General features: G+C 67.7%; 31 protein-coding genes. 14 read left to right on the forward strand and 17 right to left on the reverse strand.

The genetic code is table 11. The features are described from left to right. Nucleotides 1-70 precede the first annotated feature (70 nt). From purQ to ACWIDZ_RS10470, 3 genes are all read right to left on the reverse strand, one after another. Nucleotides 71-733, reverse strand: a complete 663-nt coding sequence (gene purQ / locus ACWIDZ_RS10460; RefSeq protein ID WP_453989576.1) for a phosphoribosylformylglycinamidine synthase subunit PurQ — start codon at nucleotides 731-733, stop codon at nucleotides 71-73. A gap of 33 nt (nucleotides 734-766) precedes the next feature. After that, nucleotides 767-2,014: an MFS transporter gene (locus tag ACWIDZ_RS10465; RefSeq protein ID WP_346487289.1), complete on the reverse strand. Its 1,248-nt coding sequence runs from the start codon at nucleotides 2,012-2,014 to the stop codon at nucleotides 767-769. A 124-nt stretch (nucleotides 2,015-2,138) separates the two neighbouring features. Further along, nucleotides 2,139-2,621 carry a YbhB/YbcL family Raf kinase inhibitor-like protein gene (locus ACWIDZ_RS10470; protein ID WP_343830940.1) on the reverse strand — a complete coding sequence of 161 codons (483 nt, stop codon included), beginning with the start codon at nucleotides 2,619-2,621 and terminating at the stop codon, nucleotides 2,139-2,141. 136 nt (nucleotides 2,622-2,757) lie between these two features. Here ACWIDZ_RS10470 and ACWIDZ_RS10475 point away from each other — a divergent pair, with 136 nt between their 5' ends. Further along, on the forward strand, nucleotides 2,758-3,933 hold the full coding sequence (locus tag ACWIDZ_RS10475) for a class I SAM-dependent methyltransferase (protein ID WP_453989577.1): 1,176 nt from the start codon (nucleotides 2,758-2,760) through the stop codon (nucleotides 3,931-3,933). Here ACWIDZ_RS10475 and ACWIDZ_RS10480 read toward each other — a convergent pair. From ACWIDZ_RS10480 to purC, 3 genes are read right to left on the reverse strand one after another with little or no spacing between them, the layout of a single operon-like run. Next, entirely contained in the window at nucleotides 3,924-4,418 is a 495-nt protein-coding gene (locus tag ACWIDZ_RS10480; RefSeq protein WP_453989578.1) for a GNAT family N-acetyltransferase, read from the reverse strand. The two genes, ACWIDZ_RS10475 and ACWIDZ_RS10480, sit on opposite strands and share 10 nt — an antisense overlap. 1 nt (nucleotide 4,419) lies before the next feature. Next, complete coding sequence (gene purS, locus ACWIDZ_RS10485) at nucleotides 4,420-4,659, reverse strand: phosphoribosylformylglycinamidine synthase subunit PurS (RefSeq protein WP_269299347.1); 240 nt, start codon at nucleotides 4,657-4,659, stop codon at nucleotides 4,420-4,422. Continuing rightward, nucleotides 4,659-5,417 carry a phosphoribosylaminoimidazolesuccinocarboxamide synthase gene (gene purC / locus ACWIDZ_RS10490; RefSeq protein ID WP_291778039.1) on the reverse strand — a complete coding sequence of 253 codons (759 nt, stop codon included), beginning with the start codon at nucleotides 5,415-5,417 and terminating at the stop codon, nucleotides 4,659-4,661. The genes purS and purC overlap by 1 nt, the downstream gene beginning before the upstream one ends. Before the next feature lie 261 nt (nucleotides 5,418-5,678). Here purC and ACWIDZ_RS10495 point away from each other — a divergent pair, with 261 nt between their 5' ends. Beyond that, nucleotides 5,679-6,002: a DUF1476 domain-containing protein gene (locus ACWIDZ_RS10495; protein ID WP_291778042.1), complete on the forward strand. Its 324-nt coding sequence runs from the start codon at nucleotides 5,679-5,681 to the stop codon at nucleotides 6,000-6,002. A gap of 164 nt (nucleotides 6,003-6,166) precedes the next feature. On the opposite strand, the gene ACWIDZ_RS10500 is transcribed toward ACWIDZ_RS10495, so the two are convergent. From ACWIDZ_RS10500 to ACWIDZ_RS10525, 6 genes are all read right to left on the reverse strand, one after another. Further along, entirely contained in the window at nucleotides 6,167-6,784 is a 618-nt protein-coding gene (locus ACWIDZ_RS10500) for a fasciclin domain-containing protein (RefSeq protein ID WP_343830946.1), read from the reverse strand. 117 nt (nucleotides 6,785-6,901) lie between these two features. After that, complete coding sequence (locus ACWIDZ_RS10505; protein WP_453989579.1) at nucleotides 6,902-7,408, reverse strand: DNA-deoxyinosine glycosylase; 507 nt, start codon at nucleotides 7,406-7,408, stop codon at nucleotides 6,902-6,904. A gap of 4 nt (nucleotides 7,409-7,412) precedes the next feature. After that, nucleotides 7,413-8,153 carry a 2OG-Fe(II) oxygenase family protein gene (locus ACWIDZ_RS10510; RefSeq protein WP_453989580.1) on the reverse strand — a complete coding sequence of 247 codons (741 nt, stop codon included), beginning with the start codon at nucleotides 8,151-8,153 and terminating at the stop codon, nucleotides 7,413-7,415. Further along, a complete protein-coding gene (purB, locus tag ACWIDZ_RS10515) occupies nucleotides 8,150-9,448 on the reverse strand; it encodes an adenylosuccinate lyase (RefSeq protein WP_453989581.1) in 1,299 nt (432 codons plus the stop codon). The genes ACWIDZ_RS10510 and purB overlap by 4 nt, the downstream gene beginning before the upstream one ends. A gap of 174 nt (nucleotides 9,449-9,622) precedes the next feature. After that, entirely contained in the window at nucleotides 9,623-10,465 is an 843-nt protein-coding gene (locus ACWIDZ_RS10520; protein WP_453989582.1) for a DUF3298 and DUF4163 domain-containing protein, read from the reverse strand. A gap of 25 nt (nucleotides 10,466-10,490) precedes the next feature. Continuing rightward, nucleotides 10,491-11,510: a UbiA family prenyltransferase gene (locus ACWIDZ_RS10525; protein ID WP_453989583.1), complete on the reverse strand. Its 1,020-nt coding sequence runs from the start codon at nucleotides 11,508-11,510 to the stop codon at nucleotides 10,491-10,493. A gap of 125 nt (nucleotides 11,511-11,635) precedes the next feature. On the opposite strand from ACWIDZ_RS10525, the gene ACWIDZ_RS10530 reads away from it, so the two are divergent. Both ACWIDZ_RS10530 and ACWIDZ_RS10535 read left to right on the forward strand, forming a co-directional pair. Then, complete coding sequence (locus ACWIDZ_RS10530) at nucleotides 11,636-11,851, forward strand: DUF4287 domain-containing protein (RefSeq protein WP_312219444.1); 216 nt, start codon at nucleotides 11,636-11,638, stop codon at nucleotides 11,849-11,851. A 97-nt stretch (nucleotides 11,852-11,948) separates the two neighbouring features. After that, entirely contained in the window at nucleotides 11,949-13,145 is a 1,197-nt protein-coding gene (locus ACWIDZ_RS10535) for an MFS transporter (protein WP_453989584.1), read from the forward strand. On the opposite strand, the gene ACWIDZ_RS10540 is transcribed toward ACWIDZ_RS10535, so the two are convergent. Next, a complete protein-coding gene (locus ACWIDZ_RS10540) occupies nucleotides 13,109-14,035 on the reverse strand; it encodes a LytTR family DNA-binding domain-containing protein (RefSeq protein WP_454071125.1) in 927 nt (308 codons plus the stop codon). The genes ACWIDZ_RS10535 and ACWIDZ_RS10540 overlap by 37 nt on opposite strands. A gap of 12 nt (nucleotides 14,036-14,047) precedes the next feature. Between ACWIDZ_RS10540 and ACWIDZ_RS10545 the strand changes: the two genes are divergently transcribed. Beyond that, nucleotides 14,048-15,334: an acyltransferase family protein gene (locus tag ACWIDZ_RS10545; RefSeq protein ID WP_453989586.1), complete on the forward strand. Its 1,287-nt coding sequence runs from the start codon at nucleotides 14,048-14,050 to the stop codon at nucleotides 15,332-15,334. After that, a complete protein-coding gene (locus ACWIDZ_RS10550; RefSeq protein WP_453989587.1) occupies nucleotides 15,331-15,969 on the forward strand; it encodes a hypothetical protein in 639 nt (212 codons plus the stop codon). The genes ACWIDZ_RS10545 and ACWIDZ_RS10550 overlap by 4 nt, the downstream gene beginning before the upstream one ends. A gap of 6 nt (nucleotides 15,970-15,975) precedes the next feature. On the opposite strand, the gene ppk2 is transcribed toward ACWIDZ_RS10550, so the two are convergent. Next, nucleotides 15,976-16,719: a polyphosphate kinase 2 gene (gene ppk2, locus ACWIDZ_RS10555; protein WP_291778075.1), complete on the reverse strand. Its 744-nt coding sequence runs from the start codon at nucleotides 16,717-16,719 to the stop codon at nucleotides 15,976-15,978. 94 nt (nucleotides 16,720-16,813) lie between these two features. Here ppk2 and ACWIDZ_RS10560 point away from each other — a divergent pair, with 94 nt between their 5' ends. The 4 genes from ACWIDZ_RS10560 (at nucleotide 16,814) to ACWIDZ_RS10575 (ending at nucleotide 19,710) form a co-directional block, all read left to right on the forward strand. Continuing rightward, complete coding sequence (locus ACWIDZ_RS10560; RefSeq protein ID WP_453989588.1) at nucleotides 16,814-17,926, forward strand: serine hydrolase domain-containing protein; 1,113 nt, start codon at nucleotides 16,814-16,816, stop codon at nucleotides 17,924-17,926. Between the two features lie 14 nt (nucleotides 17,927-17,940). Continuing rightward, nucleotides 17,941-18,765, forward strand: a complete 825-nt coding sequence (locus ACWIDZ_RS10565) for an extensin-like domain-containing protein (protein ID WP_453989589.1) — start codon at nucleotides 17,941-17,943, stop codon at nucleotides 18,763-18,765. A gap of 198 nt (nucleotides 18,766-18,963) precedes the next feature. After that, nucleotides 18,964-19,167: a cold-shock protein gene (locus tag ACWIDZ_RS10570; RefSeq protein WP_121481316.1), complete on the forward strand. Its 204-nt coding sequence runs from the start codon at nucleotides 18,964-18,966 to the stop codon at nucleotides 19,165-19,167. A 159-nt stretch (nucleotides 19,168-19,326) separates the two neighbouring features. Then, nucleotides 19,327-19,710, forward strand: a complete 384-nt coding sequence (locus ACWIDZ_RS10575; RefSeq protein ID WP_291778094.1) for a VOC family protein — start codon at nucleotides 19,327-19,329, stop codon at nucleotides 19,708-19,710. On the opposite strand, the gene ACWIDZ_RS10580 is transcribed toward ACWIDZ_RS10575, so the two are convergent. Beyond that, nucleotides 19,707-20,852 (reverse strand): acyltransferase family protein, encoded by a 1,146-nt coding sequence (locus tag ACWIDZ_RS10580; RefSeq protein WP_453989590.1) that lies wholly within the window; start codon nucleotides 20,850-20,852, stop codon nucleotides 19,707-19,709. The genes ACWIDZ_RS10575 and ACWIDZ_RS10580 overlap by 4 nt on opposite strands. Nucleotides 20,853-20,973: 121 nt before the next feature. Between ACWIDZ_RS10580 and ACWIDZ_RS10585 the strand changes: the two genes are divergently transcribed. Beyond that, a complete protein-coding gene (locus ACWIDZ_RS10585) occupies nucleotides 20,974-21,852 on the forward strand; it encodes a tetratricopeptide repeat protein (protein WP_453989591.1) in 879 nt (292 codons plus the stop codon). Nucleotides 21,853-21,877: 25 nt separating this feature from the next. Here ACWIDZ_RS10585 and folE read toward each other — a convergent pair whose 3' ends face one another. Further along, a complete protein-coding gene (folE, locus tag ACWIDZ_RS10590) occupies nucleotides 21,878-22,468 on the reverse strand; it encodes a GTP cyclohydrolase I FolE (RefSeq protein WP_453989592.1) in 591 nt (196 codons plus the stop codon). Nucleotides 22,469-22,555: 87 nt separating this feature from the next. After that, nucleotides 22,556-23,551, reverse strand: a complete 996-nt coding sequence (locus tag ACWIDZ_RS10595) for an OmpA family protein (protein ID WP_453989593.1) — start codon at nucleotides 23,549-23,551, stop codon at nucleotides 22,556-22,558. Nucleotides 23,552-23,742: 191 nt separating this feature from the next. On the opposite strand from ACWIDZ_RS10595, the gene fliQ reads away from it, so the two are divergent. Genes fliQ through flhB form a run of 3 tightly spaced genes read left to right on the forward strand, consistent with a single transcriptional unit; the run spans nucleotide 23,743 to nucleotide 25,862 of the window. Further along, nucleotides 23,743-24,006, forward strand: coding sequence for a flagellar biosynthesis protein FliQ (fliQ, locus tag ACWIDZ_RS10600; RefSeq protein WP_291778108.1), 264 nt, complete (start codon nucleotides 23,743-23,745; stop codon nucleotides 24,004-24,006). A 16-nt stretch (nucleotides 24,007-24,022) separates the two neighbouring features. Beyond that, on the forward strand, nucleotides 24,023-24,793 hold the full coding sequence (gene fliR / locus ACWIDZ_RS10605) for a flagellar biosynthetic protein FliR (RefSeq protein ID WP_291778110.1): 771 nt from the start codon (nucleotides 24,023-24,025) through the stop codon (nucleotides 24,791-24,793). Continuing rightward, entirely contained in the window at nucleotides 24,786-25,862 is a 1,077-nt protein-coding gene (flhB, locus tag ACWIDZ_RS10610; RefSeq protein ID WP_291778112.1) for a flagellar biosynthesis protein FlhB, read from the forward strand. The genes fliR and flhB overlap by 8 nt, the downstream gene beginning before the upstream one ends. The last annotated feature ends 1 nt before the right edge of the window (nucleotide 25,863 follow it).

Below are 25,863 nucleotides of genomic sequence, written 5' to 3' on the forward strand. Positions count from 1 at the left end.
GAAGGGGCTGGATCCTCGGGTCAAGCCCGAGGATGACGGCAATCGGGGCGACGGCCGGCGATGGCGCCGGTCACGCCGCCGCGTAGATGCTCTGGAACAGGGTCGCGCCGTCGGCGCTGCCCAGTTCGGCTTCGAACGCGCGGTCCGGGTGGGGCATCATGCCCAGGACGTTGCCGCGCTCGTTCTGCAGGCCGGCGATGTCGCCGACCGAGCCGTTGGGGTTGTCGACGTAGCGGAAGACCACCTGGCCCTCGCCCTCGATGCGCTTCAGCGTCTCGGCGTCGGCGTAGTAGTTCCCGTCGGCGTTGCCCTGGGTCATGACGATTTCGCGCTGGCCCTGATAGCCCGAGGTGAAGCGCGTCTGGCCGTTGGCGACGGTGATGCTGATGGGCTTGCAGATGTATTTCAGGCTGCTGTTGCGCATCAGGGCGCCCGGCAGCATCCCAGCTTCGCACAGCACCTGGAAGCCGTTGCAGATGCCGACCACGGTGACGCCGTCGTCGGCGGCCTTCTTGACCGCCTGCATGATCGGGGCCTGGGCCGCCATCGCGCCGCAGCGCAGATAGTCGCCGTAGGAGAACCCGCCGGGCAGCACGATCAGATCGAGGCCCTTGGGCAGTTCGGTCTCGGCGTGCCAGACCATCTGGACCTGTTCGCCAGTGGAACGTTCGACGGCGACCTTGCAGTCGCGATCGCAGTTGGAACCGGGGAAGACGATGACGGCTGCGCTCATGACCGGGCCTCCTAGCACCCTTCGTGGAGAATGTCAGGCGTCGCTTTGCGGCGTCTTGCGACCGGTGGTCCAGGCGACCGCCCAGACCGCGAAACCGCCCAGCGACAGGGCGACGCCGACCCAGCCGGTCGAGGTCCAGCCCCAGCCCGCCGCCACCGCCATGCCCGCCAGCAGGGGGCCGATGGCGTTGGCCGTGTTGAAGGCCGAGTGATTCAGGGCGGCGGCCAGGGTCTGGGCGTCGCCGGCCACGTCCATCAGCCGGGTCTGCAGCACCGAGCCCAGCCCGCCGCCGCCGCCGATCAGCAGCACCACGATCATCACCGCCCACAGATGCGGCGCGGCGAAGGGATAAAGGGCCAACGCCGCCGCGCTCCACAGCAACAGGCCGCCCGCCGCCAGCATGCCGAAGCGATCGGCGGCCCAGGCGCCCAGCAGATTGCCCGCCATCATCCCCAGACCGAACAGGGCGAAGACCCAGGGCAGGACCTCAGGCCCCACGCCCGTCACCGCCTTCAGCGTCGAGGCCAGATAGGCGTAGACCGCGAACATGCCGCCGAAGCCGACGGCGCCGACGCCCAGCGTCAGCCAGACCTGGCCGCGCTTCAGGGCGCCCAGCTCGCGCCAGGGACTGGCGTCGGGATGGGCCGGATCGCGCGGCGCGAACAGGGCGACCAGCGCCATGGTCAGCACCGCCAGCACGCTGACGATGGCGAAGGTCCAGCGCCAGCCGAACTCATGACTGACGGCGTTGGCGACCGGCACCCCGATCACCGTGGCGACCGTCAGGCCCAGCAGGATGGTCGAGACCGCGCGGGTTCTCAGGCGCAGGGGAACCAGCGACGCCGCCACCAGCGCCGCCACCCCGAAATAGGCCCCGTGCGGCACGCCGCTGAGAAAGCGGAAGGCCAGCATCCACTCATAGGTCGGGGCGATGGCGCTGAGCGCGTTGCCGACGGCGAACAGGGCCATGAAGCCGATCAGCAGCAGCCAGCGCGGCAGGCGCGCGCCCAGCACGGCCAGGATCGGCGCCCCGACCACCACTCCGGCGGCATAGGCGCTGATGACGTGGCCCGCCTTGGGCTCGCTGACGCCCAGGCCTGCGGCGAAGTCGGGCAGGACGCTCATGGCCGCGAACTCGGTCACGCCGATGGCGAAGCCGCCCATGGCCAGGGCCAGCAGCACCAGCGCCGTCTTGCCCGGCTCGGCCACGCGCTCGATGTCGCGACCGGCCGTGATGCAGCCGGTTTCGTCGAGGCAGGGGGCGGCGTCGGCAGGGGCCATGGATTATCGCAATGCAGCAAAAGGGGAGGTTGCGCTGCAAAATAGGAACGCCGCCCACGGCATCAACCGGAGCGGCGTCGAAGCGCTCATCACGCTTTGTGTCCATGCCTCGGGAGGCCGGGCGTCAGCCCCGGTTTTCGTAGGTCGCTGTGATCGACGCCTTGGCCAGGGTGTGGAAGTGCAGGTTGAAGCCGAAGACCGCGCCCGAGTTGTCTTCCGTCACGTCCAGCCGGTCCACATCCACGGCGAAGACGGTGAAGATGTAGCGGTGCGGGCCGTGGCCTGGGGGCGGGGCGGCGCCGCCGAAACCGGCCTCGCCGTAGTCGGTGCGGCCCTGGACGGCGCCCTTGGGCAGGTTCGCCCCGCCGACCGCGCCCGCGCCGGCCGCCAGTTCGGCGACATCGGCTGGAATGTTGGCGACGGTCCAGTGCCAGAAGCCCGACCCGGTCGGCGCGTCAGGGTCATAACAGGTGACGGCGAAGCTCTTGGTTCCCTCCGGGGCGCCCGACCATGAGAGCTGCGGCGACGTGTCGCCCAGCGCCTTGACCTGGGCGTCAGGCAGGACCCCTCCGTCAGAAAAGGCGGTCGAGTTGACAGTGAAGCTCATGGCGGCGTTCTCCCTTTGGCGGCGGATCAGGTCGCCGAAACTGAAACAGGACTAACGAAAGACTGGTCACGGACGTTGCGTCGCGACATTCTGTCCCTAGCTAAGGTCAAGCTGTCTTGATGAGCGGAGGAACGGGATGCTGCAAGCCCTGTTGGACCGAACCTTTCAGACGCGGTCGATCCGGGTGCGATTTCCCGACGGCCGCGAGCTGACGGCAGGGCCGGGCGAGCCGGAACTGACGGCCGTGCTGACCGATATGAAGGCGGCCGTCGCCATCGCCGCCAATCCTGACCTGGCGTTGGGCGAAGCCTTCATGGATGGAACATTCCAGGTCGAGGGCGGCGGCATCTATGACTTTCTGGAGCTGGCCGCCTCGCAGATGGCCTTGCGTCCGCGCACGCCGAAGATGACCTGGATGCAGCGGATCAAGCGTGGCGCCGAGCAGGCCAATGATCGACTGAACGCGCGCAGCAATGTGCATCACCACTATGATCTGACGGTCGACTTCTACCGCCTGTTTCTGGACGACGACCTGCAATATTCCTGCGCCTTCTTCGAGACGCCGGACGCCAGCCTGGAACAGGCCCAGGTCGCCAAGAAGCGCCGCCTGATCGACAAGCTGTTGCTGGAGCGGGGGCATCGCGCCCTGGACATCGGCGCCGGTTGGGGCGGGCTGGGGCTTTCCATGGTCGAGCGCGGGGCGCGGGTGACGGGCGTCACCCTGTCGACGGAGCAGCACCGGACGGCCAATGAGCGTGCGGCGGCCCTGGGCGTCACGGACCGGGCGGACTTCCGGCTTCAGGACTATCGCGACCTGGACCAGACATTCGATCGCATCATCTCGGTCGGCATGTTCGAACATGTCGGCGCGCCGAACTATCAGGAGTATTTCGACACCGTCGCCCGCCTGCTGGATGACGACGGGGTGGCGGTGATCCACGCGATCGGCCGTAACTCGCCGCCCAATCGCACCCAGCCCTGGATCCGCAAATACATCTTCCCCGGCGGCTATATTCCGGCTCTGTCGGAAGTGCTGCCCGCCATCGAGCGGGCGGGCCTGTGGGTCACGGACATGGAGGTGCTGCGTCTGCACTACGCCGAGACCTTGCGGCATTGGCGCGAGCGGTTTCTGGCGCGGCGCGGCGAGGCGCGGGCCATGTATGACGAGCGCTTCTGCCGGATGTGGGAATTCTATCTGGCCTGCAGCGAGGTCGCCTTCCGCGAACTCGGCCACATGGTCTTCCAGCTGCAACTGACGAAGAAACAGACCGCCGTGCCGCTGAGTCGGGATTATCTGTGCGGTCAGGCCTGACCGAAGGCGGGATCATAGCGGACGGGACCCGTCCCCGTGATGGGGCCGAAGCTCAGCGCCATGAAATATTCAGGCGGCAGCCCAGGATAGGTCAGACGCGGGTCCTGAGCGAACCCGAAGCGGGTGTAATAGGCGGGGTCGCCTAGGACGACGCAGCCGCGCGCGCCGTTGCGGCGCAGATCGCCCAGGCCCGTTTCTATCAATCGGCCGCCGATGCCTTGACCCTGATGGGCCGGGGCGACGGACACGGGCCCAAGGCCGAACCAGCCGGGCTGAGCAGACCATTCGACCGGGGAAAAGGCGGCGTGGCCGACGATCCGACCGTCCAACTCGGCGACGAGAGACAGGGCGAGGGCGCCGGCGTCTCGCAGGGCGTCGATGATGCGCGGCTCCGAGCCGTCGCTGTGCGGGTGGCCGTCAAAGGCCGCCGCGGTCAGAGCCCGGATCGCGGCCTGATCCGCATGGGTTTCAGGCCGCAGGATCATGTCAGGCGATTTCGATCCGGTAGCTTTCGATGACGGTGTTGGCCAGCAGGGTGTCGCACATGCGCTTCACCTCGGCCTCCTTGTCGGCGACGGCGTCGTCGAGGTCGAACTCGATCAGCTTGCCGACGCGGGCGTTCGACACGCCGTTCCAGCCCAGACCCTGCAGGGCGCCTTCGACGGCCTTGCCCTGGACGTCCAGGACGCCGGGCTTGAGGAAGACGTGAACTTTAACCTTGGCCATTAATGCAGCCCTCCCTGAATCACGGTCGGCATGTCCTTCATGATGCCGAGGCGGCGGGCCACCTCGGTGTAGCTTTCGATGACGTCGCCCATGTCGCGGCGGAAGCGGTCCTTGTCCAGCTTCTCGCCCGTGGTCGAATCCCACAGGCGGCACGAGTCGGGGCTGATCTCGTCGGCCAGGATGACGCGGCTGAAGTCGTTCTCCCACACGCGGCCGAACTCGATCTTGAAGTCCACCAGGGTGATCCCGACGGCGCCGAACATGCCGCACAGATAGTCGTTCACCCTCACCGTCATGGCCAGGATGTCGTCCAGTTCCTGGGTGGTGGCCCAGTTGAACGCCGTGATGTGCTCTTCGGTCACCATCGGGTCGTTCAGCTCATCCTTCTTGTAGTAGAATTCGATGATCGAACGGGGCAGGGGCGTGCCCTCTTCCTGGCCCAGGCGCTGGGCCAGCGAACCGGCGACGACGTTGCGGCAGACGACCTCCAGCGGGATGATCTCGACTTCGCGGATCAGCTGCTCGCGCAGGTTCAGACGCTTGATGAAGTGGTTGGTCACGCCGATCGTGTTCAGGCGCGACATGATGAATTCGCTGATGCGATTGTTGATGACGCCCTTGCCTTCCAGGGTCGCCTTCTTCTGCGCGTTGAAGGCGGTCGCGTCGTCCTTGAAATACTGGATCAGCGTGCCCGGCTCAGGCCCTTCGTACAGGATCTTGGCCTTGCCCTCGTAGAGCTTCTTGCGCTTGGTGTTCATCTTCGGGTCCCGGACGGGAAGGAAACGGACGGCCTCAAAACGAAAAACGCGCGGCCCGAAGGTCGGGGCGGCGCGGTCCTTGAATCGACGGCGGCTCTAATAGAACCACGCGCCCTTTAACCGAAGGGCGTCTGTGACACAAATATCCTGAAGCGACCCTGCGTCAGCATCCGCGACCGAAGTCTGGTTGCGTTCGCTCGCGCCGGGGGCCATAGAGCCGTTTGCGGGCGAGACTGGCCCGTGACTGGAGTTACGACGCGCATGACGACCTTCGACGATCGGGAACAGGCCTTCGAGGCCAAGTACGCCCTCGATCAGGAACAGGAATTCAAGGCCATCGCGCGTCGCAACAAGATGCTGGGCCTGTGGGCGGCCGAGAAGATGGGCCTGTCGACCGAAAGCGCCGAGCAATACGCCGCCGCCGTGGTCCGCGCCGACTTCGAGCAGCCGGGCGAGGAAGACGTCTTCCGCAAGGTGGCCGGCGACTTCAAGGCCTCGGGCATGACGGTGTCCGAGGGCGAGCTTCGCTCCAAGATGGACGAACTGGCCTCGATCGCGCGCGAACAGATCCGCGCCGGCGAATAGGGCGCATCGCCACCCGATGACAGAAGGGCCGCAACCGGCGACGGTTGCGGCCCTTCTTCGATCTGCCTCCCGCCGGGGAAACGGGGGTGACCGGAGGCGCCGGGGCGCATCTGATCAACGCGCCTGAGGCCTATCAGTTCGATCGGTTCGGTTCGATCCGGCGCCTATTTCGGCATCAGCACCGTGTCCACGACGTGGACCACGCCGTTCGACTGGGCGATGTCGGCCTGGGTGATGGTCGAGGTTCCGCCCTTGGCGTCGGTGATCCGCCACTGGCCGCCGCCGGCGTCCTTGACCGTCAGCTTCTCGCCCTGAACCGTGGTCAGGGTCGCGGTTCCGCCGTTGGCCTGGGCCTGGGCGGCGATATCGGCGGCGGTCAAACGGCCCGGCACCACATGATAGGTCAGGATCTTGGTCAGTTCAGCCTTCTGGGCCGGCTGCATCAGACTCTCGCGCGTGGCGGCGGGAATCTTGTCGAAGGCGGCGTTGTCAGGGGCGAAGACCGTGAAGGGGCCGGGGCCCTGCAGGCGCTCGGTCAGGCCGGCGGCCTGAAGCGCGCTGACCAGGGTGGTCAGGTTGGGAGCCTTGGACGCGTTGGCGACCAGGTTGTCGGAAGGATTCATCGCGGCGCCGCCGACCATGGGTTCGGTCGTGGCGGGAACGGCCGAAGGCGTGGGGCCCTCGATCATGGACGGTTGTTTCTTGCCGTCGTTCTGACCGCAGGCGGCCAGGGTCAAGACGGCGACGCTGGACACGGCGAGTACTGCAATGCGGATATTCATGGCGTCTCTCCTTCGATAGCGGCGCACGGGACGACATGGCCCCGGTGGAAGGGATACGGCCCAGATACGCAAAAGGATGCGAGCGGGTTCAAATTTTCAGGCGTCGCGCGTGAACCTTCAGCCCAGATAGGGTTCGAGCATCCGCCAATGGGCGAGCTTTTCCTCGAAGGCGCGGGCGTGGGCCGGACTGGACGACGGCAGGTCGATCAGGGCGGCGGTCGTCGCGCCTTCCAGGATGCGCCGCCCGTGTCGCGCGGCGGTTCCGCCGTTGAAGGCGATCGCTCGCAGGTCGGGCAGGCGGTGCGTCAGGGCGATCAGATCGGCCGCCTCGGGCGTGCGGATGGCGGCGTCCAGACTGCCCTTGCGCTCGGCCGAGGCGATCACGTCCCAAAGACCGACCCGCGCGGCCTTCAGGCTTTCCAGCCGCGCCTCGTAAGGCAAGGAGGCGAGGTCCGATTGACCCAGCAGGCTTCCCATCAGTCGCCAGAAGCTGTTCTGCGGGTGGGCATAATACTGCGCCGCTTTTAAAGACGCCTCGCCTGGCAGGCTGCCCAGAATCAGGACGCGAGCGTGTACGCCGAAGACGGGCGGGAAGGCGTGGCGTCGCGCGTTGCCCCAGTCCATCCTTTCAGCTCGATTTGTGAGGCGGGTCGTCCCTTAGCCAGCCGGTCACGGTCAGACGAGGTTTGGCGGCGTAGTTGGCGACCTGCGATACGGAGTGAATCTGGGGGGTGCGGAACACGGTCCACGCGTTGAAGCGCGGCTTAAAACCCCGCAGGACGTCCCCGTCTTCGTCGTGAAACAGAAGTTGGCCGCCCCAGTCGGCGCGCCACTCGCGGGTCAGGCCCAGGGTGTAGGCCGCACGCCGTTCCCCATCGCCGGTATCGTCATGCAGGGTCAGGAAGTTTCCCGGTTGGAAACAGGTCGCCTGAGCGTCGATCTTGGTCAGGCTGGCTTCGCCTGTCACGGCGCGGGCGAAGGCCAGGAAGGCTGGACTGTTGAAAAATTCGGCAAGGACATGGGTCGGGTGACCAGGGTCTTCGCCGTCCAGCAAGGCGCTTATGATCGGGTAGGCTTGGTAGATGAAGGCGAAGCCGTTGGCGGCGTCCGCGCCGGCGGCGGTGACCCGCCGCTGCAGTTCTGCGGCGCCCAGGGTGCGCGCATCTTCAGGCCTCAGCATCTGGCCCTTGCCCTGGTGTGACAGAGCAAGCCGCCAGGGCGTCGCCTGCTCAAGCGTCGAGGCCAGCCATTCGGCGCTTTCCTTGGTCAGGAAGTCGCCGATCTGCACCATGCCGTCGCGGGCGTAGATTTCCGCGTGGTCGGCGGCGACCAGCGCGGGGTTGAGCGCCAGGCCGCCTGCCGGAATCACGCCCCGAACACCCGGTCGAAGACCACGTCGACGTTCTTGGTGTGGTAGCCGAGGTCGAACAGGGCCTCCAACTGGTCGTGGGGCAGGGTGACGCGCGGGTCGGCCTTCAGGAAGTCGATGAAGGCGCCCTCGCCGCGCCAGACCTTCATGGCGTTCTCCTGAACCGCCGCATAGGCGTCCTCACGCGAGACGCCCGCCTGGGTCAGGGCCAGCATGACCCGTTGCGAGAAGACCAGGCCGCCCAGGCGGTCGAGGTTCTTCTGCATGTTCTCGGGATAGACGTTCAGGCGTTCGATCACGCCCGCCAGACGGTGCAGGGCGAAGTCCAGGTGGATGGTGGCGTCCGGGCCGATGCCGCGCTCGACCGAGGAGTGGCTGATGTCCCGCTCGTGCCACAGGGCGACGTTCTCCATCGCCGGGGTCACGGCCGAGCGGACCAGACGGGCCAGGCCCGTCAGGTTCTCGGTCAGGATCGGGTTGCGCTTGTGCGGCATGGCCGACGAGCCCTTCTGGCCCTTGTCGAAGAACTCCTCGGCTTCGAGGACTTCGGTGCGCTGCAGGTGGCGAATCTCGACGGCCAGACGTTCGACCGAGGAGGCGACGACGCCCAGGGCGGCGAAATAGGCGGCGTGGCGATCGCGCGGGATGACCTGGGTCGAGACGGGCTCGACGGCCAGACCCATCTGGTCGGCGACATATTGCTCAACCGCCGGATCGACGTTGGCGAAGGTGCCGACGGCGCCCGAGATGGCGCAGGTGGCGATCTCTTCACGGGCGGTGATCAGGCGGCGCTTGGCGCGCTGGAACTCGGCGTGATAGCCGGCCAGCTTCAGGCCGAAGGTGACCGGCTCGGCGTGGATGCCGTGCGAGCGGCCCACGGTCGGGGTGTATTTGTGTTCCTTGGCGCGGGTTTCCAGCGCGGCCAGGACCCGGTCGACGCCGCCCAGCAGCAGGTCGGTCGAGCGCGCCAGCTGCACCGCGAAACAGGTGTCCAGCACGTCCGAGGACGTCATGCCCTGGTGCAGGAAGCGGGCTTCCTCGCCGACGATCTCGGCGACGTGGGTCAGGAAGGCGATGACGTCATGCTTGGTGGTGCGCTCGATCTCGTCGATGCGGTCGGCGTCGAAGTTTGCGTCCTTGCCCTTGGCCCAGATGGCCTCGGCCGATTCCTTCGGAATCACGCCCAGCTCGGCCATCTTGGTGGCGGCGTGGGCCTCGATCTCGAACCAGATCTTGTACTTGGTCTCTTGCGACCAGATGGCGACGGCGTCGGGGCGGGAATAGCGCGTGATCATGGACCGGTCGTGTCGGGCGAGAGGGCCGGTGAGTCAAGACGGGGCGCACCAATCCTTCTTCCCCCGTGAGGGGGAGGGCGGTCGGCGAAGCCAGTCGCAGGAAGGGCCGGACAGGGGGGCGTCATCCCGATCCCCTGATCGACGCCTTCCTCAAGAGACAGGACGGATCGCGGATCAGGCGGCGGGCGCCTTCAGCCGCAGGTCGTCGGTGACGTCGCCCGCCTTGGTCGGCTCGCCCTGGAATTCACCCGCGTATTCCGGGGACAGGGCGCTCTGGAAGGCCGACAGCGGCAGGGTCAGATAATAGGCGCCCTCGACATAGGGGCCGACCGCATAGGCGTCGAGCAGGAAGGTCAGGCCGCCCGCCTTGCCCGGAACCGTGCCCGGCGCCAGCGTCACGGCCACGTCCTTCAGCTTGGGGCAGGCCCACATGTCGCCCGTGGTCGAGACCGGCGTGGATCCGGGGCGCTTGGTCTTGGCGGTGTTCACCGCCTGACAGAGGGCGCGCTCCAGATTGGTCGTGTCGGCCCGATCCGCAAACAGGTCGGACGCGGCGATGCGGCGGGTCTCGGCCTTGTCCCACAGCAGGCCGGTGGCCACCGTGTTCGGGTGGGCGCCGCCCGAATAGTCGAAGTCGGTCCGCATCAGGCTGAACAGGCGGCCGGTCTCGATCGGGGCGCCGTAGACGATGGTCTTCTCATAGGGGGGCATGCCTTCGGGCGATCCGGCCTCGGTGCGGTCGGCCTGGGCGCCCTCGGCGTATTCCTTCAGCTTGGCCACCTCGTCGCGGTACAGCGGGGTGTAGAGCGCCGGATAGGACAGCACGGCCTCGGGCAGGCTCAGGCTGACCTTGGCGTAGGGCGTGGCGCTGTCGTACTTCAGCGGCCCCTCGACGGCGTGGGCGGAGGCGGTCGGCGCGGCGGGCGTGTCCTTTTTCTCATTGCGCTGGCAGGCGGCGAGCGAGGCCGCGACGGCGGCGGTGACGAGAAGGACGCGAAGGGGGCGCGAAGGGATCATGCCGGGCTCCTTTGGAACGGTTCGATCAGAAAGCTAGGCCGTTGAACGCGATGGCGGCCAGAAGGATCAACCCCGCATCGCGATTCGACTTGAAAAGACGCAGGGAAAGTTTCGGATCGTCCGGCTGCAGCCGCCGCACCTGCCACACGAAATGCAGGGCGTAGAGCGCCAGACCGAGATAGAAGACCGGCCCCAGACCGGCGACGTAGCCCGCCGCGCCCGCCAGGACCACGGCCAGGATGTAAAAGACGGCCACGCCTTCCTTCACCTTGCCGCCCAGCGCCCGCGCCGAGGACTTCACCCCGGCCATGACGTCGTCCTCGATGTCCTGAAGCGCGTAGATGGTGTCGTAGCCCAGGGTCCAGAAGACGCCGCCCGCGTAGAGCAGGCCCGCGGACAGGGCGAGGTTCCCCATGCGGTTCAGGCTCTCGGCCATCCAATAGCTGTCCCCGCTGGCCTTCACGCTCAGGACATAGAGCCCGCCGAGCGCGAACAGCCCGCCCGTAGCCGCCGCGAAGCCCAGCAGGGCGCCCCAGTTGAAGGTCAGGCCCAGCCAGGCCTGCGGCCACCAGGTGATGCGCTTCATGAAGGGATAGGCCGCCACCAGCCCCAGCGACAGGGCGCCCAGCAGCACCGACGTCAGGTTCATCGTCAGCAGGATGCACAGGCTGATGAGGCTGAGGCCGCCGACGAAGGCCCAGGCCTGCTTGACGCTGATCTGGCCCGCCGGAATGGGGCGCAGGGCGGTGCGCGCCACCTGGGCGTCGAAGTCGCGGTCGACGATGTCGTTCACCGCACAGCCCGCACCGCGCATCAGGGCGGCGCCGACGGCGAAGCCGACGATCAGCCACAGCTCATAGCCGCCGAACGGCCGGTCATACTGGTTCAGCGCCAGCATGATCCCCTGCCAGCCGGGCAGCAGCAGCAGCCACGTCCCGATCGGCCGGTCGAAGCGGCCCAGCTTCAGCCAGGGCTTCAGACGCTCGGGCGCATGACGGTCGACCCAGTTCTGGCCGGCGGCGTCGGGAAGCGGGGCTGTGTTCATGCCGACCGTCTTAGACCTTGATGACGCTGCGGGTGAAGAGGGGGCTTCGAACCGGCGTCTCTCCAGACGGTTGCATCGGCTCGCCGCACCGCCTTTACTCGCAACCAGACAGAAGCGAGCCGCCGATGACCGAAGCGCCGATCAAGGGCCCAGCGTCCTATTTCCCCTCCATCGAGAAGAAGTACGGCCGCCCCGTCGCCGAGTGGAAGGCGGAGATTCGCGCCGGCTACCCGGCCAAGCACATGGAACTGGTCGCCATGTTGAAGAACGAGCACGACATGGGACACGGCCACGCCAACGCCCTTGTGGCGCACACCCTGGCGGAAGACGGACTGAAATAGCGCTCTGACCGCCATCTGGCGGAAAGGCGAAGTCTCAGATTTATGAAGTTTGCGGCCCAGGCTGGACAGTGAGCGCCGTATCCGCCAATGGGCGCGAATGGCTCGCAGCTCCATCCCCCGCAGCGTCTGGATTTTGGGCCTCGTCAGCCTGTTGATGGATGTCTCGTCGGAGATGATCCAGACGCTTCTGCCCATCTATCTGGTGGTGGGGCTCGGCGCCTCGGCGGTGATGATCGGTCTGGTCGAAGGCTTTTCCGTCGTCGTGGCGACGGCGGTGAAGTTCCTGTCGGGCTTCTGGTCGGATCGTATTTCGCGGCCCAAGTGGCTGGCGGTCGCGGGCTATGGGCTGGCGGCCCTGTCCAAGCCGATCTTCCCTCTGGCGGCCTCGGTCGAGGGGGTGTTGCTGGCCAAGGGCGTGGACCGGATCGGCAAAGGCGTCCGCACCGCCCCGCGCGACGCCCTGGTGGCGGCGGTGACGCCGCCGGACATTCGTGGACGCGCCTTCGGCCTGAGAAAATCGCTGGATACGGTCGGCGGTTTCGTCGGCCCGCTGCTGGCGATCGGGCTGATGGTGGTGCTGGCGAACGATATCAAGGCGGTGTTCTGGCTGGCCTCCATCCCCGCCTTCCTGGCCGTGGCCCTGCTGGTCGGCGGCGTGTCCGACCCGCCGCGTCCCGACGGGGGCGCCAGGAAGCCGCCCAGCCTGAAGGGGGCGCTGCGTCTGGACGCCGCCACCTGGACCATGATCGCCCTGACGGCGGTGATCGGCCTGGCGCGGTTCAGCGAGTCCTTCCTGCTGATGAAGGGGCTGGACGTCGGCGTCCCCGCCGCCTTCGCGCCGGCGGCGATCGTCCTGCTGCACCTGGTGTTCGGTCTTGCGGCCTTCCCGGTGGGGGCGCTGTCGGACCGCATCGGCCGCACCTCCCTGCTGCTGCTCAGCCTGATCTTCCTGGCCGCCGCCGATGTGGCGCTGGCGCTGGCGAGCGATCAGGTCGTCTTCTATCTGGGCGTGGCCCTGTGGGGCCTGCACATGGGCTTTTCCCAGGGCCTGCTGATGACCCTGATCGCCGATGCGGCGCCCGCCCATCTGCGCGGCTCGGCGTTCGGCCTCTTCGCCCTGATCTCGGGCCTGATCGCCCTGGCGGGCAATGTGGCGGCGGGCCTGTTGTGGGACGGCTTCGGGCCGCAGGCGACCTTTGCGGTCGGCGCGGTGCTGAGCCTTGTCTGCGCCCTGGGCATCGCGGGGTGGATGCGGCTTCAGGCGGCGCGCAGCCGCTCCAGCGCCTCGGAGTAACGACGCGACAGCGGGACGTCCAGGGCGCCCAGCTCCACCGTCCAGTCGCCTGATCCTTCAGGCCGCAGTCCGGTCATCCGCGCGGCGTTGACCAGCCAGCCCCGGTGCGTTCGCACGAAGCCGAAGCGCGCCAGTTCGCCCTCGACCGCCGCCAGGGTGACGCGCATCAGCGGCCTGCGCCCGTCGGCCAGGACGAACTCGACGTAGTTGCCCGCCGAGGTCGCGGCCAGAATGTCGTCCAGCGGCGCCCGGATCAGGCGCGCCCCGTCGCGGATGTCGAAACTGACGGGCCGCAGCGGCGTCTCGCGCGCCTCGCGCAGGCCGCGCACGCCCCAGAAGGTCCCGACGAACAGGGTGTAGCTCAGCAGATCCTTGCGCAGTTCATAGACGAAGCGCTCGACGGGCGGGCCATAGTCATAGACCTCGCCCATCAGGGCGTAGACGCCGTGCCGCATCGCCACCATCATCAGGACGTGCAGCAGGCTGTAGAGGCAGACGGCGCCCAGGTGCAGGGCCAGGAACCGCCCTCGCGCGCGCCAGCCGTCGTGCAACAGGTCTGTCGGCGCGGCGGCGGCCGCCATCCACGGCAGCCAGATCAGCAAGGCCAGGGCCAGGGCGCTCGATCCTTCCCACACCCAGGGCGCCCATGACCGCAGGCTCGGCCAGTCGGCCTGAACCGTCAGGGCGTTGACGACGAGAAAGCCCAGGGTGACGGCGATGATGATCGGCGCGCCGGTCAGCAGGTCGCGCCGGTCCGCCCCGTTCGTCCCGGCGGCCGCGCCGCTCGTCCCTGGCGCCTGCGGTCCGGCCCCCGAGTCTGACCGGACGGCCCCTGCGCCTTGCCGGACGTGAGGCGCCCGAGGCACGGCGGATGGCGTCGTTTCCGTCATTTCAGGTCGTCCATGTCCTCAGAACCCCTCGCATCCGAAACCCCCGCAGTCCTGCGCCGCCATGACCTGGACTGGATTCGGGTCGGCGCCTTCATGCTGCTGATCCTCTACCACGTCGGCATGTTTTACGTGCCCTGGGACTGGCATGTGAACAGTCCCCGGCCGGTCGAATGGCTGGAGCCGGTGATGCAACTGACCAACCCCTGGCGGCTGACCCTGTTGTTCCTGGTCTCGGGCGCGGCGACGCGATTCCTGTTCGACAGTTTCGAACGCGAGGGAAAGGGCGCCGCGCGCCGTTTCGCCGGATCGCGCACCTGGCGGCTGCTGCCGCCGCTGCTGTTCGCCATGTTCGTGATCGTGCCGCCGCAGTCCTACTATGAGGTGGTCGAGGCGGCTTCGGGGTTGGGCGTTGTCGACCCGGCGCGTTCGCCCTGGCTGGCCGACTTCTGGGTGAAATACGCCACGGCGTCCGGCGGCTGGTGCGACGCCGACGGCTGCCTGATCACGCCGACGTGGAACCACATGTGGTTCGTGGCCTATCTGTTCGTCTACAGTCTGGTGCTGGCGGGCCTGCTGGCGTTCGGGCGCGGGTTGCTGCCCGTGATCCAGTCCGGGCTGGAGCGCGCCTTGAAGCGTTGGGGCCTGCTGATCTGGCCGGTGCTGTGGCTGTTTCTGCTGCGCTGGACCCTGGCGCGCATCTTCCCGACGACCCACGCCCTGACCGACGACTGGTACAACCACGCGGTGTCGTTCAGCGCCTTCCTGTTCGGCTTTCTCAGCGTCCGCTCGGTGGTGCTGAAGGCGACCTATGAGCGGCTGCGGCGACCGGCGCTGATCCTGGCCCTGTGCGCCTGGGCGGGATGGGCCGCCTATGCCTGGACCTATCGCGACAGCGGAACGCCGCCCGAAGCGCTGAGAGCCGCCATGCGCCTCGTCTATGCGCTGGATCAGTGGGCTTTCATCGCCGCGGTGCTGGGCTATGGCGCGCGCTATCTGAACCGGGGCGGGCCGTGGCTGCGCTATCTGACGGGCGGCGTCTTCTGCTTCTACATCGTGCACCAGACGATCACCGTGGTTGCGGCCTATCACCTGTCGAAGCTGGGCCTGCCGCAGGGGCTGGAGGCGGGGCTGTTGATCGCCGTCACCTTCGGCGGTTGCTGGGCCGCCTATGAGGTCGCGCGCCGCCTAGGACCGTTGGGCCTGGTGCTGGGGGTGCGGCGCAACGCCGGGCTTGCGCCTCGGAGCCGTCCGGTTAGGCTCGAGACCCGAGAACAGCAGCCGGTCGGACAGGACGGATGACGATACGCAGGAAGGCCCCGTTCCCCTGGCTGCTCGTCCTGACCTGGCTGGTGTTGCTGGGCGCGGCCGTCGGCGGCCTGTTGACGGGGGAGTTCAGCGTCACCTTCGTCGGCGCCGGGACCTTCCTGCTGACGCTCGTCCCGTTCTGGCTGGCGCCGCGCGTCGGGCTGAACCTGCCGATCGGCTTCGTCACCGCCATCGCCGTCTTCCTGTGCGCCACCCTGTTCCTCGGCGAACTGGGCGATTTCTACGAGCGTTACTGGTGGTGGGACGTAGTGTTGCACGGCGGTTCGGCCGTGGCCTTCGGCTTGGTCGGCGCCCTGCTGATGCTGATGCTGGTGCAGGGCAGCCAACTGAAGGCCGCGCCCCTGACGGTGGCCTTCTTCGCCTTCTGCTTCGCCGTGACCATCGGCGCCCTGTGGGAGATCTGGGAGTTCACCCTGGACCAGGTGTTCGGCCTCAACACCCAGAAGTCCGGCCTGGTCGACACCATGTGGGACCTGATCGTGGATGCCATCGGCGCCCTGATCGGGGCGGGCGCCGGCTGGGCCTATCTGAAGGGGCGCGAAGGCGGGCCGCTGGTGCGGGCCATGCGCGCCTTCATCGACAGGAACCGGCGCCTGTTCGGCGGCTGACGCCGCCTATTCCGCCAGCCGTCCTTGCGCCTCATCGCCGGGGAAGACCACGTCCGGGTCCGGTTCGCGGCACTCCAGGCCGGGACGGTTCAGGCGGCGCAGGACGTGGCGCAGGATGTTCAGCCGCGCCGTCTTCTTCTTGTCGGTCGCCACCACGGTCCAGGGCGCATAATCGACATGGGTGCGCTTCAGCATTTCGTCGCGCGCCTTGGAATAGTCGCTCCAGCGCGCCTGGGCTTCGGCGTCCAGGGACGAGACCTTGAAGCGCTTCAGCGGGTGATCGACGCGCTCCTCCAGACGGCGGCCCTGTTCGTCGCGGCTGATGTCCAGCCACAGCTTGATCAGCAAGGTCCCGGACTGGGTCAGCATCCGCTCGAAATGCGGGGCGTCGTGCAGGAAGCGTTCGTATTGCGCGGGCGTGCAGAAGCCCATGACCGGCTCGACTCCGGCCCGGTTGTACCAGGAGCGGTTGAAGATGACGATTTCGCCGGCCGCCGGCAGATGGGCGGCGTAGCGCTGGAAATACCACTGGGTCGTCTCGCGGTCGGTCGGCTTGGGCAGGGCGACGACCCGCGTCTGGCGCGGGGCCATGTATTCGGTCATGCGCTTGATCGCCCCGTCCTTGCCGGCGGCGTCGCGCCCCTCGAAGACGATGACGACCTTCAGCCCCTGTTCGATGGCCCAGGCCTGGGTCTCGACCATCTGGATCTGCAGGGCTTCCAGCATGTCGTCGTAGTCGTCCTTGGCCATGGGCGTGTCCTTGTGTCGCGATCGGCGAACCTTGCGGCGAATTCACTGGCGTCGCCAGCCTCGCCGTTCACGGTGCAACGCAAAGGAGCGTGAAATGATCAATCGACGTCATGTCCTGGCGGTCGGCGCTGCGGCTGCCGTCGCGCCTTCGGTCGCGCGCGCGGAAGGGGAGGGGGCGTTCGACGCCGCCCTGACCGCGGCCTTCGACACGGTCAAGCCGGTCGCCCTGGCGGGCGGCGTCGTGACGGACGAGGGCCTGGTCTGGTCCGGCGTGCGGGGCGTGCGGCGGGTGGGAAGGGACGATCCGGCGACGCTGGCCGACCGCTGGCACCTGGGCTCCAACACCAAGGCGATGACGGCGGCTTTGTTCGCCCGTCTGGTCGAGCAGGGGCGGGCGCGCTGGGCCATGCCGCTGGCCGAGGTCTTTCCCGACCTGACCATCGAGGCCGGCTGGGACGGGGCGACGCTGGACGACTTCATGACCCATACGGCGGGGCTGAAGGACGAGGCGGTCATGGGGATGGCCTGGCTGATGACGGCGCGCGCCGATCCCCGGTCCCTGGCCACGCAACGCCGCGCCATCGTCGAACGGGCGCTGTCTGCGCCGCCGTCGGGCGTGCGTGGGACGTTCGCCTACGGCAACGCCAACTATGTGCTGGTCGGGGCGGCGATCGAGGTCATCACCGGCGGGTCGTGGGAAGAGGCCATGCAGGCCGAGGTGTTCGGACCTCTGGGCCTGACTTCGGCGGGTTTCGGCGCTCCTGAGACCAATATCTCTGGGGGAGCGAACGCCTGGGGCCATCGCCGCACGGGCGAAACGGCCCTGGCGACGGACCCGGCCGATCCGGGATCGGACAATCCGCTCGCCCTGGGCCCCGCGGGCACGGTGCATATGACGGCGGCCGACTACGCCCGTTTCCTCAAGGTCTTCCTGACCGAAGGCGACGGCTGGCTGAAGCCCGAGACGGTGCGGCGGCTGGTCACGCCGGGCGAGGGGCGGACCTACGCCTGCGGCTGGATCGTCCTGCCACCCCAGCCCTGGGCCAGAGGCCCCGTGATCGCTCACGAAGGCTCCAACACCCTGTGGCACGCCATCGCCCTGGTCGATCCGGCGGGCGGTCGGGCCGTGCTCGGCCTGTCGAACGACGGGGGCCGCGGCGGCCCGGCCTGCCAGGCCCTGGCGATGGGGATCCTGCGCGCGCTCTGAGCATTGGCTCAGCGATGACCTCCCCTTCCGCGCCGCCAAGGCCCAAGCCCCCGCCGCCCACGCCGCCGTCCACCCCTCTGGCCGATCTCTGGAGCGAGGCGTGGATGCTGGCCCTGGCCGCCTGCGGCGCCTTCGCCCTGATCGACGCCTGGGCCCCGCCGCAGGATCTGCCGTGGAAGCCGCTCGACCTGCGCCTGCCCATGGGCGCCGCCACGGCCGCAAAGATACGGGCGCTGGACCTGCCGCCGACGGCGACAGCCGCCGAGGTCGAGACCGGCACGACGCGCTGCATCACCCTGCTGCGCCAGGCGGGGGTCGCGGTCGAGCGGGCGCCGGATCGCGACGACGGCGGGTTCTGCGTCGTGCAGGGGGCGGTGCGGCTGACCGGCGGCGATTTGACGCCCCTCGACCCGTCGGGCGTGGCCATGCGCTGCCCCATGGCGGCGCGGTTCCTGTTGTGGGATCGCGAGGTCGTCCGTCCCGCCGCCCGCGAGATCATGGGCGCTGAGGCCGTCCGGATCGACAATCTGGGAACCTACGCCTGCCGTCGCGTCTACGGCTCGGCCGACACGGCGGCGCGCCCCAGCCAGCACGCGCGCGCCAACGCGCTCGACGTAGCGGGCGTGGGCCTAGCGGACGGCCGTCGGGCCACGCTGGCCGCCGATTGGGACGGTCAGGGCCCTTCAGGGGCCGCCGGGGCGGCGTTTCTTCGGCGTTTGCGCGACGGGGGATGTCGTCTGTTCGGCAATGTGCTGACGCCGGACTACAACGCTGCGCATCGCGACCACTTTCACCTGGACGCAGCGGGCCGGGGAGTATGCGCGCGGCGGCGAAATTAACTGTAACGACTGTCAGTTCGGTTTCGCTTTACAGTTGACCGCTGTGGATAGTCGGGTGACAACATCGCCGCAGTCCGGATTTCACGTGGGGTCCAAACCCGCGTCTCGCTCCTTCGCCTGAACGAGCTTGTCCAGATGGGCTGACGGGCTCTCCTGCATGGAAGCCCGCCTGGCAAAGCGCGTTTACGGAGACGCAATATGGCGACCGGCACGGTCAAGTGGTTCAACCCCACCAAGGGCTACGGCTTCATTCAACCCGACACGGGCGGCTCGGACGTTTTCGTCCACATCACCGCCGTCCAGAAGGCGGGTCTGGCGGGCCTGGATGACAACGCCAAGGTCGAATACGAGCTGGAAACCCAGCGCGGCAAGACCTCGGCTGTGGAGCTCAAGCTCCTCTAAGGCCTGACGGACCTTCGGGTTCATCAAACAGGAAGACGCGGAGGGCGACCTTCGCGTCTTTTTTGTCGGCGGGTTGTCAGCACGCGGCCGCTCGGCCGCGTCGAACGCGGGATCGAACCGCGCGCCTGGGGTTTCTCTTCAGCAGAAGAGGAGAGACCCATGCTCAAGAACAAGAATTCCTCGGCCATTGTGGCGGTGAAGGATCTGGAGCGCGCCCGGACCTTCTACTCGGACGTGCTGGGGCTGAATCTGGCGGACACCGGGATGGACGGGGTGCTGGGCTATCGCACCGGCGCCACCTGGCTGACGGTCTATCGCTCGGACTTCGCCGGGACCAACCGGGCCAACGCCGTGGTCTGGGACGTGGGCGTGGAGGTGGACGACATCGTCGCCGATCTGAAGGCCAAGGGCGTCGCCTTCGAGCGCTACGACGGCATGGAGCATGACGGAGATATCCATGTCGCCGGGGGACTGCGTCTGGCCTGGTTCAAGGATCCGGACGGCAACATCCTGCACCTGTTCGGCGGAGCGGGCGCAGCCTAGCCCTCCAGCGAGACGACCGGCTGGCTGACAGGCTTCTCGCGGCCCCGCGCCTTCAGCCAGGCGCGGATGCGGTTCTGGATCGGCTGATCGATCAGATAGTGCAGGCCGAAGGCGAAGACGAAGGCGGCCAGCACGCCCAGGCCCCACAGGCCCCAGCGCCAGGCGTCGCCCAGGGCCAGCTTGTCAGCGGCCGCCTCGGCGAGGCCGAACCAGGCGATGCGCACCACCTCGTTGGAGATGAACATGGAGAAGGACACCATGGCCGCCTGTTCGACCAGCTTCGACGGCTTGCGGCCCGGCGCCGCGCCCGCCGCCACGATGATGAGGCTGATGAAGACCAGCGAGATCAGGGCGTGCTTGTCGAAATACTGCACCCCGGCCAGGGCGACGGCGGCCAGCGCCCCGGTCCAGCCGGCGACGCGTGGGTTGATCCACACCCCTTGCGCGAACCAGGCCAGCCCCATGCCGAGGATGAACAGGGGCAGGGCGCGCCATATGCCCAGGTTCAGCGGCATCTGATAGACGGGATACTTCAGGATCGCCCAGCTCAGCTCATTGGCCGCCAGATAGCCGACCACGACCAGGGCCAGCGCCGTCCACGGCCCGATCCGGCTGAGACCGCGCAGCACGAAGGGGAAGGCGACATAGCAGCCCAGAAGGGCCGAGATCGACCAGGTCGGGGCGTTCCAGCCGATGCCGCCGTACACGCCGAACGACTGCACCAGGGCGACCTGGGCGGGCAGTTGATCCCAGGCGAACCACTCGGGATGGCTGGGCGGCTTTCCGGCGAGCGTCGCCGCCAGCACCAGGGCGACCAGCAGGCCCAGCACGATCAGGTGCGCCGGATAGACCCTCAAGGCCCGCTTGAGGAAGAAGTCGGTCTTCGACATCCGACCCGAGCCGACCGCGCGGCCGTAGACCCGCATCAGCACATAGCCGCTGTCGATCAGGAAGAAGTTGGTCAGCAGGAAGCCGCCTCGCTCGAACACGGGATGGAGGCTCTCGGCCAGGGGAACGGGCGCCGACATCTGGAAGTGATGCAGGATGATCAGGGCGGCCACGATGAAGCGCAGCGCATCCAGCCATCCGCCGCGCGAGATCGGCGGCGGTTCATTCCGGGACGAAAACACGGCCTGCAGCATGGCGACCCCCTTGTTCAGGGCGAGCCATGCAGGAACGGGGCCGGACCATTGCAATATTAATCGTCCTTGATGTAACGCTGTAATGTATTGGCGAGGCTCGTATGTCAGCAAGGCGGCGATCATGAAGACGGCTACAGCAAGGATAGGCGGCGCGGCTGCCCTGGCCATGGCCCTAGTTCTTTCGACGCCGAGCGATGTCCGCGCACAGCAGCTTTCGACGCCCCAGGGTTCTTCCAAGATGGAGGAGCGGCCGACCGTAACGTTGAATATCGTGAGCGGCGACCTTTCGGGGCAGGAGAAGCGGGACTTCGACCTGGTGGAACGGGCGATGCGCGACATACAGGCGCGAGGTTACGCAGGCCTGGACCGTCATCTCCCCGCGCTCAGGCGTGCCTTGGCGCGCGCGCCGGCTATCTACCCGTACGTCGAAAAGCGGAACGCCGACGAGTGGATCGTGCGCACGCAGGAAATCGGCGAGACTGTGCTGACGGCGACGATGCTTCAGGTTGCGGCGCAGGAAGACGGCGCGTCGTCTGTGACGGTGCGGCAGCAACCCAACGTCTACCAGCTTGTCGCGCTGATGCTGGGCAGCGAGGCTGTCGAACGCAGGCGCCTGGACGAGGCGATCGCCGTGCTGGATCAGGGGCTGGCGCGTCAGCCCGACGACTGGGTGCTGATTAAGGAAAAAGCGTCGGCTCTGCAGGCAGCCGGGCGCAATGAAGAAGCTCTCAAACTGGCGAGCGAGGCGCTGGCGTCCGATTCGATCCGCATCCTGCTGAACGCCGGCGCTCTGCATCGCAGCCGGGGCTTCAGCCTGATCGAACTGCAGCGGTTGCCGGAAGCTCGCGCCGCCTATGACGAGGCGTTGAAGTTGGACCCTGAAGATCGATCCGCCAAGGCTCAGCTAGCCTATATCGACGGTCTGGAGGCGGGGCAGGCGCCCACTGCGCCGGTCGTCATGACGCCGTCGGCCGCAGCGGGAAAACCGGCGAACCCTTAGGACCCGCCGGACGGCAAGCCTGGCCTTACCCCCGCACGAGCCGCAGGAACTCCTCGCGGGTGCGCGGGTCTTCGCGGACGGCGCCCAGCAGGCAGCTGGTCGACAGACTGGCGCCCGGAACGTCGACGCCGCGCATGGTCATGCAGCTGTGCTCGGCCTCGATGACCACCCCGACGCCGAGCGGACGCAGCACGTCCTGGATGGCGTTGGCGATCTCGGAGGTCATCTTCTCCTGGATCTGCAGGCGGCGGGCGTAGCCGCGCACCACGCGGGCCAGTTTGGAGATGCCGACGACCCGGTCGGTCGGCAGATAGGCGACGTGCGCCTTGCCCACCACCGGCAGCATGTGGTGTTCGCAGAAGCTGACGAAGCGGATGTCCTTCAGCACGACCAGCTCGTCGTAGCCGCCGACCTCCTCGAAGGTCTTTTCCAGATAGTCGCGCGGCTCGACCTCATAGCCCTGGAACAGCTCGCGATAGGATTTGGTCACGCGCTTGGGCGTTTCGATCAGGCCTTCGCGGTTAGGGTTGTCGCCGGCCCAGCGGATCAGGGTGCGGACGGCGGCTTCGGCTTCTTCCTGGGAAACGGCGGGGGAAAAGGGGGTCTGGTCGCTCATGACAGGCTGCATACCCCCCCTGCGCCGGTTTTGGAAACGGCGCCGCTGTTTAAAACAGTCTCTTTCAGGCTCAGGACAGTTTGCCTGTCAGGACAGGCGGACCAGCTCGACACGGCGATTGCGGGCGCGGCCTTCGTCGCTGGCGTTGTCGGCGACGGGCTTGTCGGCGCCGAAGCCCTTGGCCTCCAGTCGCTGGGCGTCGATCCCGTGCTGGGTCAGGGCGGCGACCACGGCGCGGGCGCGTTCCTCGGACAGGGGGCGGTTGCGGGCCGGCGCGCCGGTGTTGTCGGTGTGGCCTTCGACGGACAGACGCAGGGCCGCATCATCCTTCAGCAGTTGGGCGACGGCGTCGATCTGGGGCCGCGAGGCGTCCAGGATGTCGGCCTTGTCCAGAGCGAACTCGACCGGCACGGCGACGCGGCCGTCGGCGGCGATCTTGCGCGCCAGTTCGCTGGCGGGCAGCAGGCCGGCGGTCGGGACCAGGGCCTTGACCTCGGCGACGGCCAGGGAGCCGGACGCGCTGCCGACATGCAGGTGGACCCAGACGGTGCGGTCCGCCTGACGGATGACCCAGGTCTGCGACGGGTCGTTGTAGATGTCGCCGAGGCCGTCCAGCGCGGCCAGCTGCACGGCTTCGGGCAGGGCATGGGCGGCTTCACTCGGGATCTGACCGTCGAAGATGCGCACGGCGCCGGCGTCCTTCAGCGCGTGCTCCATGTTCCGCAGCAGTTCCAGCCTCGAGAAGGTCTTGTCGCTGTCGTTGGTGATCCGAACCTGATGGATGCGGCCTTCGACCATCTCGAAGCGTGATCCGGTCCAGAAGGGGAAGTCGGCGAAATCCTGCGTCTCGCTGTTCTGCGGCTTGTAGCCCTCAGGCAGGCGCAGATAGGGGAAGTCGCCCAGGCTGGCGGTTGACAGCGCCACGCCGTTCACGTCGAAGGCGCCCGTTGCGGCGGCCGACGCGCCCTCGGCCGGAGCCGCGGTCGTCTCGGTCTGTTCCGGCGCCTTGTTGTCGCACGCGGCGACCAGCGACGCCGAGGCCGCGATCATCAGGACGGAGGCGAGACGCAGGAACGGTTTCATGGGGCATCCTTCAGGCGTGGAATCGAGGAGGGCGAAACCGTTCGTCTAGTCGCCGGTGTTGTCAATCGCGTGAAACGGGCTCGACCGGAACCCTGACCTCCTTCTCTCGTCCTAACGTCGCGTTAACCATCCTGTCGGCATTTTCTGCCCACTGTCCCGCGCGTGTGTTCGGGGCGCTTCGGGGATCGGCGATGAACGGCGCGGAAGTTCTGGATGTGGGTCGCGACGCCCTGTGGCTGACGATCCAGCTGTGCCTGCCGGCCCTGATCGTGGCCCTGGTCGTCGGCGTGGCCATCGGTCTGTTCCAGGCCCTGACCCAGATCCAGGAGCAGACCCTGGTCTATGCGCCCAAGATCGTCGCCGTCTTCGTGTCGCTGCTGCTGTTCCTGCCGCTGATGGGCGCGCTTCTGGGCGGCTTCATGCGCGAGATCGCCGCCCGCATCGCGGGCATGTAGGCGAGGGCGAGAGGGCATGGAGCCTTACGCCACGGCGGAACAGGTCTGGGCCGGGGGGCTGATCTTCGCGCGCGTCGGGGCGATCCTGATGCTGCTGCCCGGCTTCGGCGAATCCTATGTGCCGCCAAGGGTGCGCCTGTCGCTGGCCCTGGTGCTGTCGCTGGCGCTGTGGCCCATCGTGGGAAGCAGCCTGCCCGCCCTTCCGGCGACCTTGGGGGCCACCGTCGGCTGGGTGATCCGCGAGGTGCTGACCGGCCTGGCCATCGGCGCCATCCTGCGCAGCTTCATGACCGCCATGACCACGGCGGGCGAGATCGTCTCCCTGCAGACGACGCTCGGCTTCTCCCAGACCGCCAACCCCCTGCAGGCCCAGCCCGGCACGACCCTGTCGGCCTTCCTGATGCTGCTGGGCGTGACCCTGGTGTTCGCCACCAACACCCATCACCTGTTCATCGGCGGCATGGTCGGCTCCTATGAGGCCATCGCCCCGGCCAGGCCGCTGATCGTGTCGGACTTCACCGCCATGGCGGTGCGGACCCTGAGCCAAAGCTTCATGCTGGGGGTGCAGCTGGCGGCGCCTGTGCTGGTCTTCGCCCTGATCTTCAACCTGGCCTCCGGGCTGGTGGCGCGGGTCATGCCCAGCTTCCAGGTCTATTTCGCCGCCGCGCCGCTCAGCGTCATCCTGGGCCTGTCGGTGTTCACCCTGAGCCTGGGCGTGCTGGGGACGGTCTTCATCGACCGCTACCGTTCGGTGGCGGCCTTCTTCACGGGAGGCGCCGTTGGCTGACGGCCCCGATCCCGAGTCGAAAACAGAAGACGCCACCCCGCGAAAACTCGAGGATGCGCGGAAAAAGGGCGACGTCGCCAAGTCGCCGGACGTGGCGGCCGCCCTGTCCCTGGCCGGGGCGGCGGGCGTGCTGCTGGCCGGCGGCGGCTGGTTCTCGACCCGGATCGCCGAGGCGCTGACTCCCTTCCTGGCACAACCGCACGCCATGATCGGCGGGCTGGAGGCGGGGGCGGGCGTCGAGATCGGCATGCGCGCCGTCTGGGCGGCGGCGCCCTTTCTGGCGGCCCTGATGTTCGCGGTCATCCTGGGCGGGGCGGGCGGCAATCTGGCGCAGTCCGGCCTCATCTTCACCACTGAGAAGATCAAGCCCAAATGGTCCAAGGTGAATCCGCTGGAGGGCTTCAAGCGCATCTTCGGCCCGGACGGTCTGGTGCAGTTCCTCAAGACCTTCATCAAGCTGGTCGCCATCGGCCTTGTCTGCTGGTGGGTGCTGAAGCCCCACACGCGCGAGCTTGAGAACCTGGCCGCCATGAGCCCGGCCTCCATCCTGCCCTTCGCCCGCGACCTGGCCCTGGCGCTGATGCTGTCGGCCCTGGTGTTTCTGGGACTGACCGCGGGGGCCGACTACCTGTGGCAGCGGATGCGCTTCGCCAAGCGGATGCGGATGACCAAGGAAGAGCTGAAGGAAGACTTCAAACAGTCCGAAGGCGACCCGCACGTAAAGGCCAAGCTGCGTCAGATCCGTATGCAGCGCGGTCGTCAGCGGATGATGCAGGCCGTGCCCGACGCCACCGTCATCATCACCAACCCGACCCACTATTCGGTCGCCCTGCGTTATGAGCCGGACCAGGGCGACGGCGCGCCCGTCTGCGTCGCCAAGGGCGTCGACGCCCTGGCCTTGCGCATCCGCGAGGTGGCCAGGGAGCACGACGTGCCCATCGTCGAGAACGTGCCCTTGGCCCGCGCCCTCTATGCGGCGGTCGAGGTGGACGACATCATTCCGCGCGAACATTTCGAGGCGGCGGCCAAGGTCATCGGCTTCGTCATGCAGCAGAGGAAGCGGCGATGAG

The sequence above is a fragment of the Brevundimonas sp. NPDC055311 genome, from assembly GCF_053645695.1.